This is a genomic window from Cohnella sp. CFH 77786, assembly GCF_019400745.1.
Lineage (GTDB): Bacteria > Bacillota > Bacilli > Paenibacillales > Paenibacillaceae > Cohnella.
In genome coordinates this window covers 425,116-442,641 of sequence record NZ_WJIB01000003.1, presented here as the reverse complement: position 1 = coordinate 442,641, position 17,526 = coordinate 425,116, and the positions used below count along the sequence as shown (strand labels likewise).

Annotated in this window: 12 protein-coding genes, 2 pseudogenes and 1 riboswitch; of the genes and pseudogenes, 6 read left to right on the top strand and 8 right to left on the bottom strand. The window is 54.7% G+C overall.

The features are described from left to right. Positions 1 to 172: 172 nt before the first annotated feature. Positions 173 to 427 (bottom strand): annotated as a pseudogene (locus GE107_RS07085) (family 43 glycosylhydrolase); the annotation flags it as partial. Between the two features lie 368 nt (positions 428 to 795). Further along, entirely contained in the window at positions 796 to 1,179 is a 384-nt protein-coding gene (locus GE107_RS07080) for a hypothetical protein (protein WP_219638956.1), read from the bottom strand. Between the two features lie 163 nt (positions 1,180 to 1,342). Between GE107_RS07080 and GE107_RS07075 the strand changes: the two genes are divergently transcribed. From GE107_RS07075 to GE107_RS27055, 3 genes are all read left to right on the top strand, one after another. Next, positions 1,343 to 2,437, top strand: coding sequence for a GGDEF domain-containing protein (locus tag GE107_RS07075; protein WP_219638955.1), 1,095 nt, complete (start codon positions 1,343 to 1,345; stop codon positions 2,435 to 2,437). A 184-nt stretch (positions 2,438 to 2,621) separates the two neighbouring features. Beyond that, positions 2,622 to 2,715: riboswitch (cyclic di-GMP riboswitch) on the top strand. 69 nt (positions 2,716 to 2,784) lie between these two features. Then, entirely contained in the window at positions 2,785 to 4,431 is a 1,647-nt protein-coding gene (locus GE107_RS07070) for a GspE/PulE family protein (RefSeq protein WP_219638954.1), read from the top strand. A 28-nt stretch (positions 4,432 to 4,459) separates the two neighbouring features. After that, positions 4,460 to 5,266 carry a response regulator gene (locus tag GE107_RS27055; RefSeq protein WP_219638953.1) on the top strand — a complete coding sequence of 269 codons (807 nt, stop codon included), beginning with the start codon at positions 4,460 to 4,462 and terminating at the stop codon, positions 5,264 to 5,266. Positions 5,267 to 5,541: 275 nt separating this feature from the next. Here GE107_RS27055 and GE107_RS07060 read toward each other — a convergent pair whose 3' ends face one another. Then, complete coding sequence (locus GE107_RS07060; protein WP_219638999.1) at positions 5,542 to 7,602, bottom strand: alpha-glucuronidase family glycosyl hydrolase; 2,061 nt, start codon at positions 7,600 to 7,602, stop codon at positions 5,542 to 5,544. Positions 7,603 to 7,874: 272 nt separating this feature from the next. On the opposite strand from GE107_RS07060, the gene GE107_RS07055 reads away from it, so the two are divergent. Beyond that, positions 7,875 to 8,672 carry an AraC family transcriptional regulator gene (locus GE107_RS07055; protein ID WP_219638998.1) on the top strand — a complete coding sequence of 266 codons (798 nt, stop codon included), beginning with the start codon at positions 7,875 to 7,877 and terminating at the stop codon, positions 8,670 to 8,672. A gap of 219 nt (positions 8,673 to 8,891) precedes the next feature. On the opposite strand, the pseudogene ltrA reads toward GE107_RS07055, so the two are convergent. The 3 genes and pseudogenes from ltrA to GE107_RS07040 all read right to left on the bottom strand — a co-directional run bounded on the left by ltrA (position 8,892) and on the right by GE107_RS07040 (position 11,730). Continuing rightward, positions 8,892 to 10,279, bottom strand: a pseudogene (gene ltrA, locus GE107_RS07050) (group II intron reverse transcriptase/maturase). A gap of 443 nt (positions 10,280 to 10,722) precedes the next feature. Beyond that, complete coding sequence (locus GE107_RS07045) at positions 10,723 to 11,055, bottom strand: cupin domain-containing protein (RefSeq protein ID WP_219638952.1); 333 nt, start codon at positions 11,053 to 11,055, stop codon at positions 10,723 to 10,725. A gap of 78 nt (positions 11,056 to 11,133) precedes the next feature. Next, positions 11,134 to 11,730, bottom strand: coding sequence for a P-loop nucleotide/nucleoside kinase family protein (locus GE107_RS07040; protein WP_219638951.1), 597 nt, complete (start codon positions 11,728 to 11,730; stop codon positions 11,134 to 11,136). Between the two features lie 295 nt (positions 11,731 to 12,025). Here GE107_RS07040 and GE107_RS07035 point away from each other — a divergent pair, with 295 nt between their 5' ends. Next, the gene (locus GE107_RS07035) at positions 12,026 to 13,099 is read left to right on the top strand and encodes a hypothetical protein (RefSeq protein ID WP_219638950.1); all 1,074 of its coding nucleotides are present in this window, start codon (positions 12,026 to 12,028) and stop codon (positions 13,097 to 13,099) included. Positions 13,100 to 13,105: 6 nt separating this feature from the next. Then, positions 13,106 to 13,822 (top strand): serine/threonine protein kinase, encoded by a 717-nt coding sequence (locus GE107_RS07030; RefSeq protein WP_219638949.1) that lies wholly within the window; start codon positions 13,106 to 13,108, stop codon positions 13,820 to 13,822. A gap of 66 nt (positions 13,823 to 13,888) precedes the next feature. On the opposite strand, the gene GE107_RS07025 is transcribed toward GE107_RS07030, so the two are convergent. Further along, positions 13,889 to 15,712, bottom strand: coding sequence for an ABC transporter ATP-binding protein (locus tag GE107_RS07025; RefSeq protein WP_370636291.1), 1,824 nt, complete (start codon positions 15,710 to 15,712; stop codon positions 13,889 to 13,891). Then, entirely contained in the window at positions 15,696 to 17,450 is a 1,755-nt protein-coding gene (locus tag GE107_RS07020; protein ID WP_219638948.1) for an ABC transporter ATP-binding protein, read from the bottom strand. Before GE107_RS07020 ends, GE107_RS07025 begins: the two co-directional genes overlap by 17 nt. Positions 17,451 to 17,526 lie beyond the last annotated feature (76 nt).

Below are 17,526 nucleotides of genomic sequence, written 5' to 3'. Positions count from 1 at the left end.
CATTGAAATGAACGACTACTACGAACAAAAGAGAGCTAAGGAAAAACAAACCAGCAAGGTTGTATCTATCCGTTAGACAACCCGCCGGGGATTTTACACACAATATTGGACTTGACCTTAACTCCACCGCTCTGCCGCTATTTGGGTGGAATTAAGGCACTTTGTTCCTTAACTTGCCGTCGATAAAATGAAGCTCGGGAGCCCAGATATGGGAGCTCATCGCCCCGTCCGGACGTTTCCGCCACACGACGGCCGTTTCCGCGTTGCTCAGCCCTTGAAGAGTCGGCGATTTGCGGATTTCGATCCGGTCGTACTCGGGAACGGAAGCCGTGAATTAGTAGAGCCCGTCCGTATGCTTGTAAATCCAGGAATCGGCTCGCTGACTGACTAACCGATTCCGATAAGAACTTCGGATCGTTTGCTTCATGCCTGGACTCTCCTATTCATGATCTTCCACTTTCGCTTCCCCTTGGGCAAGCAGCAGTCTTTACCAATCCCCCCGTGCGGCCGGAGTGAGGATGGCATCAATCGTTAATATTGGCAACTACAAGCAGGACATCCTGTTCGGACATCCTGTTCCGTCTGTATTATGAGAGAATCGTGCCGTCCGGAGGAGAGGGCTAAGCGAAGACGGAAAGAACACCCGGCTGCTGATAAGCCGCCGGGTGTTTCTATTTGTCAATCCTCATTGCGATCGGTATGTCATAAGAACTTAATCGACGGGTCGCAGCGGTGCTGTCCCAAAAATTTCTGAGCGCCGGAATGGCGCCCTTCCAACTCGGTCACATTAGCTTGTTAGCTTGTTTTCTTCTCTTCGATGATTCTTTTGATGACTTCCGTCTGTACGGACGCAAACTTCAAATCGAGCCTAACGAGCAGAAACAGGACGCCGATGACAATAATGGCAACGCTATAAATCACGATGATGCCAAGGAGAAAGTACACGCCGGCTATATCCTCGAACATTTTGCCGATGCTGAGCGTCAGGAAGCCAAGGATTAAGGAAGCAAAAATACCGACCATCAACCCCGTTGCCGTTTTCGACTTCTCGTTTGCGATCAATGCAACCTCAAGACACTTCAGATCTTCATCGGAGTAGTTACGATACCGTTCGAACACTTTCCTAACCGCTTCTTTTTCCGTCTCCAGCTTCCGATCCGCTTTGTTCGATCCCTTCATGCATCATCACCCTCCTATGGTTTTCTTCGACGTCAGGGAGGATTTATCCTCGAACGCAACTCGGATTGTTGAAAAACAGCGCTCTCGTCCTCGACTCATTTACGACTCTAACCCATTATGTTACATTTAAGATGTCAATAGGCAATCTAGAAGAGGTGGCTGAATGGATTACAATTGCGCTTGCCTCGCAAACCTCAAAGAGTGGAATCGAAGAGTCGTAAGCGCCTATTGGATCGCCATGTTATTCTATATGTTGGCCACGGGATCGAACCTGCTTTATACCTCCGAGGATAAAGAGGTTTTTTTCAGAGCGGCGATTCTCCTTCCCTCGATTAAAATCGTTATTGTCCTATTGTTAACTGAAATCGCTTACAGAAATCTCAAAGATTCTTTGTTGCCTTACGTTTTGATTGTTTCGGGCAACTTGTTCGCGGCGATCGTCATCTTGTCGATCTACGAGAAAACTTTGATCTTGATCGTGCTTTTATTTCCGTTGTTTTCATCGGTTTTTTATTTCGATAAAAAAATCGTACAGTTCGCTTCCATCGTAAGTTTATTGACATGTATCCCCGTTTTTTATCTCTTTCAGCATAAGAACCCCTTCACAGAAGCATCGGATTTCATAACGATCCTGGCCCTGCTGGCAGCCGGTTCCGTGATTCTGCTCAAGCTGATGAAGCGCGGGTTGGAAATGATAAAAAAGATAGAGATTATGGTACAGAAGGAGCAAGAACTCCTCTACAGAAATAAAGAGATGGAGACGATGGTGACTACGGATGCGTTGACCGGGCTTAAAAACCATCGGGCATTTCATGAATACATGGACCGGCTATTATTTTCGAATTCAAGCGAGAAGAAGCAAATCCAGATAGCCTTAATCGATATCGATAACTTCAAGCAGGTTAATGATACCTACGGCCATCACGTGGGCGACCAGATTCTGTCAAGCGTTGCTGCAGCAATCCGCAAAGGGTTAGGTGAGGAGGATTTCGCGGGACGGTATGGCGGAGAGGAATTCGTTGTGATTTTCAGGGAAAATACGATGAAACAATGCTGCCGTAAGTTGGAGGCCATCCGGGAAAGCATCGCCTTGCTGAAGCATGAAGGTATGGATGGCAAAGCGGTTACGGTCAGCATCGGCTTAAACGAATTTACACCCGACAAGGGAAAGGACTTCCTGTTTATCGGTGCCGACCGGGCACTTTACGAAGCAAAAAAGAACGGGAAAAACCAGACGAGAATCGCCTCGGATTTCTGAAGATGCACCTGATCAAACACGCCCTAGGTCTATCGCCCTTTCTAACCGGATGTCTTGAGAATCATGAAAAACGGCAAAAAAACAGGAGATTGGAACGACAGGGTCCCGACAGGATTTTGATTCCGTTTGCAGAATTTCTACTCATAACGACAGAATCGGCAAGCAGGAAAAGCTAAGCCGAGCGCACGACCAATGGCAAACCCGCGCGAAAGCCGGGGACGCAAAGCCGCGGATCTAAACCATCGGCCCCTCGATGGCATGACAGCCGGGTTGCTCGAGACGCTCGGCTTTTTGTCGTCCCGCGAGAGCTGCCGCTCCCTTTTCGACATGTTCTGAAGGAGGACCTTATGCGAATCGGCGAATTACTGGTGAAGAACGGACTGATTTCGGATGACCAGCTGGCCGAGGCTTTGGAGGAGCAACGGCTCCGTCCCGGCAAGCTTGGAGAAATCCTGATCGCCAAAGGTTTCATCAACGAAAGCCAGCTGGTCGAAGCTTTGGAATTTCAACTCGGCGTGCCGGTCGTCAAGCTGACCGAAATCGCATTCGACCCCTCCCGCTGCGAATGGATTCCCGAATCGGTTGCCCGCAAGCACCGGATTTTCCCTGTGGGCCGGGATGGCGGCAAACTCCGGCTGGCGATGGTCGATCCCCTCAATCAGGAGGCGGTCAGGGACGTCCAGAAGGCAACCGGATTGCGCGTACAGCCGATGATCGCCGCAACCTCCGACATGCAGGAAGCCCTGGTTCGTTACTATGGAGCGGATGACCCGAGCCGGGAGTTGGAAGCCATTCTGCTGGAAAGCATGCGTCTTCAGGCATCCTCCATCCGGCTCGAAGCCAGGCCGCAAGGCTTGTTTGTCCGGTATTTCAAGGATGAATCCCGCGTGCAAGGAGAAGAGAAGGTAATCGCCAAATCCGGGCATCTTGCCCTGGCGGATCGGATTAAACAAATCGCCGGATTGAAAACGGGGTCCGTTGCTCTCCCCCAGTTCGGCCGGTTTCGGACCGATGTCGATCACAAGCCGATCGACGTGCGCGTCTCGACGCTGCCCTCCCGAGACGGCGAGTGCTTCTATCTGTTGCTGTCGGATCCGTATACGCCGCTGCTGACACTCTCCGAAATGGACTTTAGCGAGAATCACCGTCAAAAGGTCGAACAAGCCATCCGCCAAACGTCGGGTTCGATCGTCATCTCGGGACCGCCGGGCTCCGGCAGAACTTCACTGGCCTACGCTTTGCTTCAACAAATCGCCAAAGACGGCCGCAACATCATCACCCTCGAAAATCTGATCAAGCGACCGATGCCCGACATGACGCAAGTGGAAGTCGCCGGGCAGGAAGGAATGACCATGGCGCGCGCGCTTCAGGCCGCGCTGCGGCACCGGCCCGATGTCGTCATGATGGACGAAATCGGCGACGCGGACACCGCCGAGACCGCTATGCTTGCCTCCCGGTTCGGAACGTTCGTGCTCGGCACGATGACAAGCAACGGCATATATGACACGTTGGGCCGTTTGACGGCTTGGGTTCGCGATCGGGAACTGCTGGCCGCCTCTCTCTCCTGCATCGTTTTCCAGCGTTTGGTGCGCAAGGTGTGCCAGCAATGCCAACAATCCGTATCCGCATCGGAAGAGGAGCAGCGCCTTTTCGAGTCCAACGGAATCCCGCTGGCCGAAGAAACGGTCCCGGCTTCCAAAGGCGTCATCGGCAATTTTCGTTCCTATCTCACGGCCCAAGTGAGCGGCAAGCCATCCGTGACACGCGGGGAAGGCTGCCGGCTGTGCGGCAACTCCGGCTATCGGGGGTTCGTTGCCGTGCACGAGGTGCTGAGCATCGACGATACGCTCCGGGAACGCATCGCCGCCGGCGAATCCGCACGGGATATCAGGCAAAGCTTGCATAACGGCGGCAGAAACCTGCTGTTTGACGGCCTTCAGAAAGCTCGAAAAGGGCTGACGACGGCCGATGAACTGATCAAATCCGTGACGTAAGCACATTGTGAAGGAGGTTATGTTCATCGTGTCCTACAAATTTCTGATCGTGGATGATACGAGCTTCATGCGCAGAATGGCTTCCGATTCCCTGAAGCAGTTCGGTTACGAGGTGGCCGGGGAGGCGAGCAACGGCAAAGAAGCCGTGCGGTTATACGATGAGCTGCGGCCGGATGTCGTCCTGATGGATTTGACGATGCCCGAAATGACCGGATCCGAAGCTCTTACGCGGATCCTGGAGATGGACCCGGAAGCCGTCGTATTGATCTGCTCGGCCAGCAATCAGCAGGAGCAGATCCTGGAAGCGCTCGAAGCCGGAGCCAAAGGTTATGTGCTGAAGCCTTTCAATCCGGAACGGCTTCAGGAAGTGATCGAAGAATATGCGCTGCCGTTTCTCAAAGCCGCGGATTCGCCCGGCGAACCTGGTTTAGACCTTTCCGCCGATGCACCGGACTCCGAGGCAGCCTCGGAGCACGCTGAAGAGCACGCTGAAGAGCACGCTGAAGAGCACGCTGAAGAGCACGCTGCGGATCCACGGGCCATTGCGGAAGCGGCCGTTACCCGAGAACCTGTTCCATTGAATCCGTTCAAGAACTTGAACCGACCCGGGAGGAGCGAAAAAATGAAAGGATTCGTCAGCAGCCTGGCTTGCAATTGGGAGGAAGACGGAAACGAAGGAACGGTCCGGTATACCGTGGTCTGTACCGAAAGCGAAAACAAACTGGTGATCGAGATGAAGGACGTACAGGACGAAAAGCGGGTCATCCCCTTCTCCATCGAAGGTTTTCGGCATTTGGCCGCCTGGCTGGACGATCATCTGGGATCTGCCAGATAGCTGGAAGGTCGAAGATGTTTTCGGCTATAATCTAAACAGAGACTCAAGTAAAACGGCTACGCCGTCCTTCTCCGACGGATAGACGTTTTTATCGGAGGTGATTCAGTAAAGTATGGTGGATACTATCCTTTCTGAATCGCCAAGAAGGCCCGGAACACCGATTCTCTTGCGGTGCACCGGGCCTTGTCTTTTATGTCAATATCCGGGCACGATCTTCGTTTTGCCGAAAATATCATTCGCCTTCCGTTGTTATGGCCGATATTCCCTCATCTCACTCATGGATAAATCCTTCGATGATGCGCATCGGGTAAACCGGATTTACGGTAAAAGTACGTATTGATCACATCGCGCCATTCCTCCGCGTGTTTCGATTGCTCCTCAAGACGGCTCAGCACGCTCGCATAGCGCCCCCCGTCTATTTTGCCCTCCAGCCCCCGCCACGTCTCCACGAGCTTGGCCGCCCGTTCGGCACCTTCGAAATGCGAGTCGTAGATATGCTGGATCACGGTCTTGCCCGATTTGAGCACGTGCGTGTAGGGGACATGGTGGAAAAAAAGGAGCAGCTCATCCGGGCAGCTGTCGATCGATTCGTAGCATGCGGCAGGAATCTCGCGGTACTGCCCGGTAAAGCCGGTTCCCGTACTTACGGTACGATCCACTCCGAGACCGTGACAGTCGGCGTAGTGGTATGTTCCCCACTTCGAATATTCATAGCCATCGACGTTCGGGCCGTAATGATGGCCCGGGTTGACCATCCACCCGATTCCGAGCGGAGACGTGTAGCTCTCATAGATGCTCCAGGAATCGAGAAGCATGCGGCTGATCGTTCCGACGACGGCCGGATCGTTGCCGAAGGTGAGTCGCACCCATTCGTCTGCAATCTGCTCCGACGTCAGCTCCGGACGCCAGGCCAAACGGCCATAACCGTAATAGTTGGCCTGCGCCAAAACGTGCCCGGTCCAACTCGAATCGTCGCCGATGTTGGCTACGGCCGCGAACCCGCCCAGCGGCCGGCCGTTCAGCGCTCCGCTCGCCGCTTTCGCCACCGTCGAGCCTTCGCCTTGCGCATAGGTGTCGAAGTCGATGACTTCCTTCCACTGCGGAACCAGATAGCACAGGTGCTTCTGCTGACCCGTGTACTCCTGGGTAATTTGCAGCTCCAGAAGCTGATTGGTCTGCCGCATGCCGCCGAATAGAGGTGAAACCGGCTCCCTCACTTGGAAATCCACCGGGCCGTTCTTGATTTGCAGGACGACGTTATCGCTGAACTTCCCGTCGAGCGGGCGGAAATGGTCGTACGCCGCCTTGGCCCGGTCGGTCGACCGGTCGCGCCAGTCCTGCAGGCAGTCGTATACGAAGCAGCGCCAGATCACGATTCCTCCGTAAGGTTGAAGCGCCTCCGCAAGCATGTTCGCTCCGTCCGCATGATCGCGTCCGTAGGTGAAGGGTCCCGGCCGGAATTCCGAGTCGGCTTTCACGAGGAAACCGCCGAAATCCGGAATGTGACGATACACGTCGGCCGCCCGTTCCGCCCAGAACCGTTTCACCTCCGGGTCGAGCGGATCGGCCGTCGCAAGCCCGCCGCATTGGATCGGGCTTGCGAAGTTCACGCTCAAGTAAAGCCGGATTCCATACGCTCTGAAGGAATCCGCCGCCATCGCCACGGAAGGCAGCAGCTCGGGCGTTATCAGGTTCGATTCCACCTCGTGAACGTTCACGTTGTTGATGCAGACCGCATTCAACCCGACGGCTGCCATCAGACGGGCATAGTCCCGAATTCGTTTGCGATCCGCGATGAACTTCCCTTCGCGGAAAAAAATCGATCCGCCCGCATACCCCCGTTCAATACTTCCGTCCATATTGTCCCAGTGGTTGATCATCCTTAGCTTGGCAGCCGGTTTCTCGACCGCGTGAAGCTCGTGAATGCGTTGTCCGGTTTGCATCAGGCGAAGGAAATGAAACACCCCGTACAACGCGCTCCGGTCCGTTTTGCCGCCAATCGCGATGAACCTCCGCCCGGGTTCTTCGACGGTCTTGAGCACATACCCCTCATCCCCCGCAGCCTCAAGCTCCGCCGTTTCCATTACGCCTCGGAATTCGGAATGCTCCCCCGTACCGACCATGAGATAATGTTCGCGATCCGTACTCGCTCCTGCCTCGGGCCTACGGCCAAGCATAGATCCGATTCCGTTCACCAGCTCTTCGCAGGCGGCAGCGAATAGCGGAGATTGACCGGAAGCCTCCGCGACGATCATGCCGCACCAAGGGGCGTATTCCTTTGCTTGATCCGGGTGTAACGGGGCATATCGCAGCCAAGCTTTGTATGCTTCTCCCATAACCTCCCCGTCACTGCTCGTCGTTTCCCGGACGGTTTTGTTGCCGATTTTCAATTCGGGTTCCTCCAATAAAAGCCGGTTATTCCGTGATTAGCTCTTTTATCTGGTTCAGATTATAAGTTTAAGCGTTTCCATAATCCATAGAGCAACTAGATATTTTTTGTAATTATTAAACATCTTTCTTTATTTCGCCCGGCTTCGGTGATAAGATGAAGCCGGAATCAACCATTCATCGATTTCGATATCCTCAGGCGATACGGGCGGTGAACATCATGGAGACGGTATTCGACCGATTTCAGGACCTGGTCCCCAGCGTCGATTTCTTCGTCGACCGGCGGTGCTTTCCCGACTGGGAAATCATCAAGCAAACGATCGATTTTCACGATCTAACGTTTATCGTGGAAGGAAAATCCCATTACTTCGTCAATGGCGTCAAGCATACGATCGAAGCCGGCGACGTCGTCTACATCCCCGTCGGCAGCGTTCGCGAGGCGCATACGTTCAAGGATAATCCCATGCATTCCTACGCTTTCAATTTCAAATGGCTGGCCGGCAGGACGGACCCGCTCCCGCTTCAAACCGTGACCAAAAACGTCATCACGAGCGAACTCATCGGGTATTTCAAGCAGTTCACGCAAGTGTGGATGAGCAAGCAACCGGGATATGTCATGCAGTCCAGGGCCTTGTTCATGCTGATCGTTCATCGCCTCTTGACGATCACGAACCGGAATACCTCGCTTCTGAAAGCCGATCAACGGGTGAATCAGGTCTTGGAATACGTGGCCGAGCACTATCCCGAGGAGCTGGATTTATCCGGCATGGCCGAAATCGTCAACCTTCATCCGGTCTATTTGGGGAAATTGTTCAAAAAGAACATGGGCTGCTCGTTCAAGGAATATTTGAACATGATCCGTGTCAATCATGCGGAAATGCTGCTGTCTACCGGCGGTTTCTCCGTCACGCAGGTGGCCGAACGGTGCGGCTTCCGCGACATTTCGTATTTCAGCAACGTGTTCAAGTCCGTCAAAGGATACCCCCCTTCAACCGTTTTCAAAGTCCTAAACGGTTGATCCTGCTCACATCCCCCCCAAAAAAGGATCCAGCCGGGCAGTCAATTCGATTTCAAATGATACCGTTTCCTGCCGTCGCGCTGAACGCGGCAAAATCCGTTCCCCTGCGAGAACTGGTCGAAATCTCCAAATACGAGGAATAATCGAGTAAGAGGGGGCGGCGAGCCCCCGTCTTCTCACCACCGTACATGCGGGTCCGCATACGGCGGTTCCAAAAGGTTAACGAAGTTCAAGATACCGAGAAAGCAAACTTTTCAGCCCTTTCGCTTCCCAGTAGGAAGCCGGAAGGGCATTATTTGTGTTTCGGGACATTTCCCACGCTCCACGTCGGGAATTGGCCATCACCAAGGCCGCCCAATTGGGGACCCCGAGCGCCCGGAGCTCGCGGATGCGGGTTCGCACCCGTTTCCATTGCTTCCACAGGCACATACGGAGTCTTCTTCGAATCCACTGGTCAAAATTCTGACAGTGGGTTTTCGCCGAAGCCAGCCTGAAATAGCCTATCCATCCCATGAGGTAGCGGTTGAGGCGGAGGATGCGTTCTTCCATCGAAATCGACTGTGTCCGGTCGGTCAGCTCCCGAATCTTCTCTTTGAAACGCGAGATGGTTTTCGGTGCCAATCGGATCGTCGCCTGCCTCGACAGGAAGCTAAAACCAAGGAACTTTCGATTCCATGGCCGGTCTACCGCGCTTTTATCCCGGTTCACTTTCAGTTTCAGCTTTCCTTCTACAAAGCGCGTTACCGACTCCATTACACGCTCTCCGGCGCGCTTGCTCGCAACAAAGATGTTGCAATCGTCCGCATAGCGGACGAACCGCAGTCCTCGTTTGGTCAGTTCCTTGTCCAAGTCGTCCAGCAAGATGTTCGCCAGGAGCGGACTCAGTGGCCCGCCTCGCGGCGTGCCTTCATCCGTTCGTTCCAGTGCGCCATCTGCCATGACCCCGGCATTAAGGTAGGTACGAATCAGTTTCAGGACACGCTTGTCCGTCACCCTTCGTGCCACTCTTGCCATAAGCATGTCGTGGTTCACCCGGTCAAAGAATTGCTCGAGGTCCATATCCACGACCCATTTCAGGCCGTTTTGGATATATCTTTGCGCTTGCTTCACCGCGTCGTGCGCTCTCTTTCCCGGGCGGAAGCCATAGCTGTGCCACGAGAAATGAGGTCGAAGATCGGGTTCATCACTTGCAGAAGCGCCTGCTGGAGGAAGCGGTCCAGCACGGTCGGGATTCCGAGCAGCCGCACGCCGCCTCCGGGTTTGGGGATTTCCACCCGTTTGACTGGCGCGGGTCCGTACGTTCCCGCGAGGAGTTGGGCCTTCACCGTTTCCCAGTGTGTGTTCAGGTAAGCTTGTAGCTCGGCTACCGTTACTCGGTCCACTCCGGGCGCTCCTCCGTTTTGTACCACCCGCTTATAGGCGAGCCGAAGGTTGTTTCCTTCGAGCATCTTATCCAGCAGGTCGTTCTGGCCTTCGCGAGAGGAAGGGGCGATTTGTGCCGACGAAGAATTCGGCGCTCCGGCATACCCTGACGGCTTCACTGCTTCTCTTTGCCGCGAGCTCTCTTGTAAGATATTCTGCTGTCTTTGCTCTTCGCGCGAACGCATCGGTTTCCTCTCTCCTTTCGGTTCGGCCCTTCCGGTTTCCGGCGTCCCGTACTGCCGTACTATGGCCTCTGCTGACTCCTGCGGATTCAGCGCGGCTTCTCAACCGCGGTTACGAAATAACTTCGCGTATTCGCAGGCCTCCCCAGATAAGAGCGTCATCTGTCTGCCCGCGACCACTGGAGTTTACAGGATTAGCCCTTGGCGGCTTTGGATTTCGTTGTGTCTTGGCAACTCATCCGACTAGTCCTGCCTCAAATCCAGTTCGTGTACCTTGGCCCGTGCATTTGCCTCCGGCTTCCTTCAGATTCCTCCTCACGACGGACACCCTTGCCCTTGGCTACGGTAGGCGCTCGCCAGCCCCCGTTCGGGACTTTCACCCTAAAGATGACGCCCATGCTGGGCGTACAAGGAGCAAAATCTCTTTGTATCATGGCTTGGACGAATCATTCCCCCTGTATTTCGTTGCTCGTTTTTTCAAAACACAGATTCACCGTTCTTTCCTTGGACCAAGTACGGTGCATCACGTTTCGCGGAATCGTGAATAACTCCCCCGGCTTCAGCGAAATCGTCTTGTCTTCCAAATCGATGAACAGCTCTCCTTCGAGCACCATGAACAACTCGTCGCAATCTTCATGTTGATGCCAATGGAATTCTCCATCAATAACGGCGATACGCAGCGCATGGTCGTTCACCTCGCTCACGATCCAATTTCGATAATCCGTTATCCCCTTCGTGATGTCGTACAGATTAATCTTTTCGAGTTGACCGTTCTTCATTGGACAATACTCCCTTTCCGCAAATGCAGCCGCACTCCTATCGATTTCCAGCTTGTCCGCGATTTTCGGACTTCCTTTTCACTCCTTCGAACCGTAGACAAACTGATCCAATTGCGCGATTTTGCCGTCCGTAAACGGTCCCGAGTTGTCGAAATACAGTACGGAATCCGCCGGAAGGCGCCATTTCACTTTCCGATCCGCCGTAAGAGACCGGCTGAACTCGTCCCAATGATCCAGTTTCCATACGTCCAGTACGGAGCCCCGCCCGCGAATGCGTTCGCGGTAAGAATCCGTATCCTTCAAGGAGACGACGATAACCTTCACCTCCACGTCGCGCGTCGAGGCGCCGATTCTGGCCAGCTCGCTCTCGAGCCACGCCGCGTCCCCGGTCTCCCGGGTGAACGGTCCGATGACGATGGCATCCATTCCGATCTCCAGGTTCTCAAGCGCCGCATTCATCGTCAGCCGATAACCCAAGTCTCGGCATCGCGTCTTGTAAGCGGGCGAATCGCGGTCGTCGGGATCCAAGCCGGACAGCCTCATGATCGCTTCCGCCGCGGGACGCAGCAACGTATCCATGTCGAACAGAGCCGCCCCCCGTCTCTTCGCGAGCGCCTTCGCCAGCGTCGTCTTTCCCGCTCCCGCTCCACCTATGAAAAATATCAGTTTGCGCATATTCAGCCTCCATAAGCGTGGTATAATCGATTGCATTTCAAACGTTACCCCTTTGACAGCATCTCGGAGAGAGCCGGTGTCGTTCGCCAAAGAAATCGAGACGGTGAAAACGTGTCGAGGAAAAAACGTAACATCGGATGCCGAAAACGGGGGAAAGCCGTTTCCAAGCACGGGATATGGAATCATGCGACAGCCAGTCCCTCATTCGAGGAAACAATCGTGACGAACGTATAAGCTATCTTGAGTATCCCGACATAAACTGCTGTATGAATCCGGCAAGGAGTTGGGAGAACACATGAAACCTGAGCTCCATTTGTTTATCGTATGGGAGCAAGCCGCTCCTATGATGCAGCCCATCATGCAAGACATTCTTACAAAATTCAAGGTCAAAAAAGCGTATCAAATTTATTGGACCCCTTCTCTATTTTCCTCCAACCTCTCTCGTTTCTATAGTCAAGATTTGCCTCCCTGCTCCGAAAAAGAAATGCACTGCGGTCGAGGTCCTTTTTTTTGCATCATCGTTCTGGACGAGCGCCCCGCCTACGGACCGCGGCAAACCTCCAAAGGCGTTTTGACCGTAAATACGAATGTTTTTGACTCCAAATCCCTGTATCGGCAATGGACCGGAGGGGGGCACAAAATCCATGCAACGAACACCCCGGCGGAATGCTCCCGCGACTTAAATTTATTGTTAGGTTACGATCCGGATACCTTCCTGCTGAACCATCCGATGAATTGGGATGGGCAATGTCCCGTGCTGCATCAAGATCTTAGGGGAACGCACGGCTGGGAGGATTTGCGCCAGCTTTTTTCCGTGCTCAATGCCACGACCGACTATGTCGTATTGCGTAATTTCGAACATCTGCCGAACATTTACTCCACGGAGCTGCACGGCGATATCGATTTGTTGGTTCGGGATCCTGTCGATGTCGCCTATCTTCTCAACGGTCAAAAAGTATTTCCGGAACCCTATCGGATTCATTATCGGGTTCCGGTTGGAGGGCAGTCGGTGTTATTCGATTTCCGTCATGTGGGAGACGGTTATATGGACGAAAACTGGGAAATGTCCATTATGCAAAATAAGACCTATTCCTCGAAAGGTTTGTTCACCCCGAATCCCCGCGATTATTTTTACAGTTTGCTCTACCATGCAGCCATCCATAAACCGTTCATTGCCCCGGATTATTTCGAGCGCTTGTCGATGATGGCGAAACAAATGGAGATCGCGGATTTTACCCCCGATACGATGACTGATCCGCGCTTACTTAAATCCTTTTTAGACGCGTATTTGAATAGCAGGAATTATCAGTATACCGTTCCGCTCGATCTGTCTGTATTTTTTAATCGCAGCCTTCTCGATAGAAGCTGAAAGAACATGAGTCTTAATGCCTTGTTTTCCGCACATCTGGAGAAGAATTATCGAATCGTAAATCTCAACCCTTATTTAGACTCACAAGCCCATCATGGCTTTTATTATTATGAAGGCATTGACGCGGCGGACGGAAAAAGGGTATTCATCAAAGTAGATGGAACGTCCGGGGAAGCGACGCGGCGAGAGGCTGTTATCGTCAACCAGCTTGCGGGCGATCATTTCCCGCGTCTCGTGGCATACGAAGATAAACCTCCATTCCCTTTTCTTGCCCTGGAGTGGATTGAAGGAATGACCTTAAGTACGCTGCTGGAGAATCGGGACTCTCTCACCCGCCGGCAAAAGCAAACGTTGTTGAAACAGTTGTGCTCCATCTTGGCGACACTCCATGAAGCAGGGTATATCCATCGGGACATTCGCCCCGACAACTTGATGATCGATATGCGGGAAGAAGACTGGAAATTGGTGTTGATCGACTACTCTTACTCTATGAAGCTAGGTCCGGGTGCTTGGCCGGAGCTTGAATTTTTGCGCGAAAGACCTTACCTTTTGATCGATTTGGGCGGGGCTGCCAATAAGCCTGCCCCCCTTATCTGGGATGATGCATATTCCGTACGCGGGGTTGCTCTTCAAATCGATGCGGATTGTGAACGGAATTTTCCGGACATCTGGCATCATTTAACGACATGGATAGGCAAATTCATCTACGTCTCCAACACTTGATCGGCCTGCGTCGCGCCGGATACGATCTTGACCGTTCGCCCGCTGTTTGACCATGCCCGAAAACCATTACCCCGTGTGCCTCCCCTGCGAATGCCGGTACAGCTCCTCATAGTACCCTCGCCGCGCCAGCAGCTCCGCATGTTTCCCCTGCTCCACGATTTGGCCGGCCTTCATCACGAGAATCCGGTCCGCGTGCATCACGGTAGACAGCCGGTGCGCGATGACCAGGGTCGTGCGTCCTCGCGAAACATAATTCAGCGCGGATTGGAGCAGCTGCTCGGTATGCGAATCGAGGTTCGCCGTCGCCTCGTCGAGGATCAGGATTTTCGGCTTGAACACGACGATCCGGGCGAACGAAATCAGCTGCCGCTCGCCCGCGGACAAACCGCTGCCCCGATCCGTCAGGCGCGTATCGTAGCCGTCCTTCATCCGCCGGATCAGCGCATCCGCACCGACCAGCCGGCACGCGGCCACGGCTTCCTCCCGCGGAATCGACTCGTCGAACAGCCTGACGTTGTCCACGATGCTGCCGGAAAACAAATACGGCTCCTGCTGCACGAGCCCGATCATCCGCTGGAGCTTCTGCTGCGGAATGTCGCGGACATCGGTGCCGTCAATCCGCACGTTTCCGCTCCATACGTCGTAAAACCGGCACATCAGGCCGATCAGGGAGCTTTTGCCCGCCCCGGTCGTACCGACGATGCCGATCATTTCGCCCGGCCGGACCTGAAGGCTGACATCGCGGATGACCGGCTGATCCGGCGCGTACCCGAACGTAATCCGCTCGAAATCGAGCTTGCCTTTCACCTGGCTTTCATCCGGCACCACCGGTTCCGGAGCATCCTTCACCTCCGGCTCGGTCGCGAAAATTCCCCATATCCGGCTTGCCGACACGTTGGCCGATTGCAGCGTGTTCCACTGCTGCGTAATGTTGTTGATCGGCTGGAAAAACTGCCGGATATACGTAATGAATGCATACAGCACGCCGAGCTCGATGCCGCCGCCAAGCACCGCCTTGCCTCCCAGCCAAGTCACGAAAGCGACCGCCAGGTTTCCCAGAATCTCGTACGACCGGTTAAACAGCACGTTCGAACGGACTTCCCGGATGTTCGCTTTGAAATAGGCGCGGTTGCGCACCAAGAACTGGGACTGCTGCTCCTTCTCCTGGTGGAAAGCCTGAATGAGCCCCATGCCGGCCAAATTTTCCGCGGTAAACGCGATCAGCCGGGACAGGTTCGTCCGCGCCATCTGATAGGTTCGGCGGATATAGGAGCGGAAGGAGACGGCGATCAGCGCGATCACGGGCAACAGGCACAAACAGTACAAGGTAAGCGTGACGTCCAGCTTGAACATGACCGCGACGATGAAGACAAGCGTCATCCCGTCCCGCAGCAGGCTGAGCAGCACCTGGCTGAAAAAGGCGCTGAGCGCCTCCGTGTCGCTGGAGACATGCGTGATGAGGCTGCCGCTCGGGACCCGGTTGAAATAGGACATCGATTGGGACATGATGTGCCGGAAAATCCGCTTCCGGATCGCGGCAATGATGCTCTGGGCGGCAAATTGGAGCAAGTTGTTCTGCAAATACGTAAACAGCAAGCCGCCGAGCGCGAGCGCCAGGTACACGCCCGCGATGACAAGCATCGTGCCGTAATCTTGGCTGCCCGCCATCAGATGGTCGTCGATGACGATTTTGACCAAATACGGCTGCAGCAGATCCGCCGCGATCGCGAGCAGCGTGCAGCCGATCACGCCGAGAAAGGTCAGCCGGTAGGGTCCCGCGTATTCGTATAACGCCCGGAAAGCCGAAACCGATTTTACATGCGTCCGCATCTGCGGCTGCGCCGCGGAATCCGATCGGGCGCCTTGCCAGTCGTCAATAGCCTTGGGCAACTCGGCTTCCCTCCTCCTGAATGGCATGCAGCGCCCTGTAGACGCCGTCCTGCTTCAATAGTTCCTCGTGACGGCCGCGCTGCACGATCCGCCCCTCGTCAAGCACGATAATCTCGTCCGCGTGCTTCAGCGCGCTGATCCGATGGGCGATGATCAAGGTCGTTTTGCCGCTGCGGTCTTGCCGGATCGAATCGATGATCCGCTTCTCCGTGACGGCATCGACGGCGCTGACGCTGTCGTCCAGAACGAGAATCGGCGCCTGCTTGATCAGGCCGCGGGCGAGACTGGTCCTCTGCCGCTGGCCGCCCGACAAGGTGACGCCCCGCTCGCCGAGCTTCGTCTCGAATCGGTCCGGGAACTCGGCGATGCTGGCATGGATTTGCGCCAGCCGGGCGGCGTTCTCCACGGATTCGAGATCGGAATCCCTTCGGTAGAATGCGATGTTTTCCCGGATCGTGGTGCTGAACAGAAAGCCGTCCTGCGGCACGTAGGCGATGCCGCTGCGCAAGCTTTCCAGCTTCAGGTCGCGGACGTCGACGCCCCCGATCCGGATCGTTCCTGCCGGCGGGTCATAGATTCGGAGCAGGAGCTTGACGAGCGTGGTTTTGCCGCTGCCCGTCTTGCCGACGATGCCCAGCGTCTTCCCCGGTTGAACGGTAATCGATACGTCATGAAGAGACTCGCTGTCCGTATCGGGATAGGAGAACGACAATCCTTCCACTTCGATCGCCGCCTTCCCCATATCCAGGGCCACCGCTTGATCGCTCTCCCGGATATCCGGCAACGTGGCGAACAGCCCGTTCAGCCGGTCGAGCGAAGCGCGCGATCGCTGCATCGAGTTGATGACGTTGCCGACCGCCTGAAGCGGGTTGATCATCATGCGGATATACAGCGTCAGCGCGACGAAGCTGCCCAGCGTGATCGTGCCGTGCAGCGCGTGGTACCCGCCGAACGCGAGGGTTACGATCAGTGAAAGTGCCCCGAGAAACGGAATCAGCGCCTGGAACAGCGACGATACGCGAATGAGCCGGATTTGCCGATCCCGGATCGCGTCTACGGTATCGCCGAACCGGCCGTTCATCACGTCCTCTACCGCGAATTTCTTGGTGACGCGGATGCCGGCGAACTGCTCCTCGGCAGACTCGGTCATCCGGCTGAGCGCATCGCGCGTGTCCAGCGACCGCTGGCGGATCACCGGCCCGATCTTGACGACGATAAACGGGATGAGCAACAGCGGAAGGATACATACCGCGATTACATAAAGCGGAATATCGCTCGACAGCATCATCGCCACGGCCGACACCATCAAAATCGTCGCGTTCGTGGTCTGGTTGACCCCCATCGCGAGCGATTCCCGAACCGCCGTCACGTCGTTCATCATGTAGCTGAGAAAGTGGCCGACTCCTTTTTTGGAATAATAATGCTCGCTGAGCAGCGTCAGATGCCCGAACAACCGCCGCCGGGCCACATTTTCGAACGACCGCCCCAAGTACACGATGATGAACTGGCCGATACCGCCGAGAATCCCGTAGGACAGCCCGATGATCATCAATTGGACGCTGTAGTCCACGACGGACGAACCCGTCAATTCTCCCCGCTTGAGCGTATCGGTGAAGCTTCCCAGCACCTTCGGATAATACGCGTAGAAGAGGTTGGCCGACGTAATGATCGCGATTCCAAGCAAATAAAAGTACCATCTCACCCGAAGAAAATCGAGCAGCAACCGCACCGGTTTCAATTTGTCGCACTTCCTCTCCGCGCCCCGTTCGCCTTTTTCGCACAAACCTACTATACCCCTATCGATCTCAAGATGC

Bases quoted from the DNA above. Each gene is read 5' to 3' on its own strand.
- GE107_RS07035 (WP_219638950.1), top strand. From the start codon at position 12,026: ATGAAACCTGAGCTCCATTTGTTTATCGTATGGGAGCAAGCCGCTCCT.
- GE107_RS07070 (WP_219638954.1), top strand. From the start codon at position 2,785: ATGCGAATCGGCGAATTACTGGTGAAGAACGGACTGATTTCGGATGAC.
- GE107_RS07080 (WP_219638956.1), bottom strand. From the start codon at position 1,179: ATGAAGGGATCGAACAAAGCGGATCGGAAGCTGGAGACGGAAAAAGAA.
- GE107_RS07040 (WP_219638951.1), bottom strand. From the start codon at position 11,730: ATGCGCAAACTGATATTTTTCATAGGTGGAGCGGGAGCGGGAAAGACG.
- GE107_RS07060 (WP_219638999.1), bottom strand. From the start codon at position 7,602: ATGGGAGAAGCATACAAAGCTTGGCTGCGATATGCCCCGTTACACCCG.
- GE107_RS07055 (WP_219638998.1), top strand. From the start codon at position 7,875: ATGGAGACGGTATTCGACCGATTTCAGGACCTGGTCCCCAGCGTCGAT.
- GE107_RS07075 (WP_219638955.1), top strand. From the start codon at position 1,343: ATGGATTACAATTGCGCTTGCCTCGCAAACCTCAAAGAGTGGAATCGA.
- GE107_RS07030 (WP_219638949.1), top strand. From the start codon at position 13,106: ATGAGTCTTAATGCCTTGTTTTCCGCACATCTGGAGAAGAATTATCGA.
- GE107_RS07045 (WP_219638952.1), bottom strand. From the start codon at position 11,055: ATGAAGAACGGTCAACTCGAAAAGATTAATCTGTACGACATCACGAAG.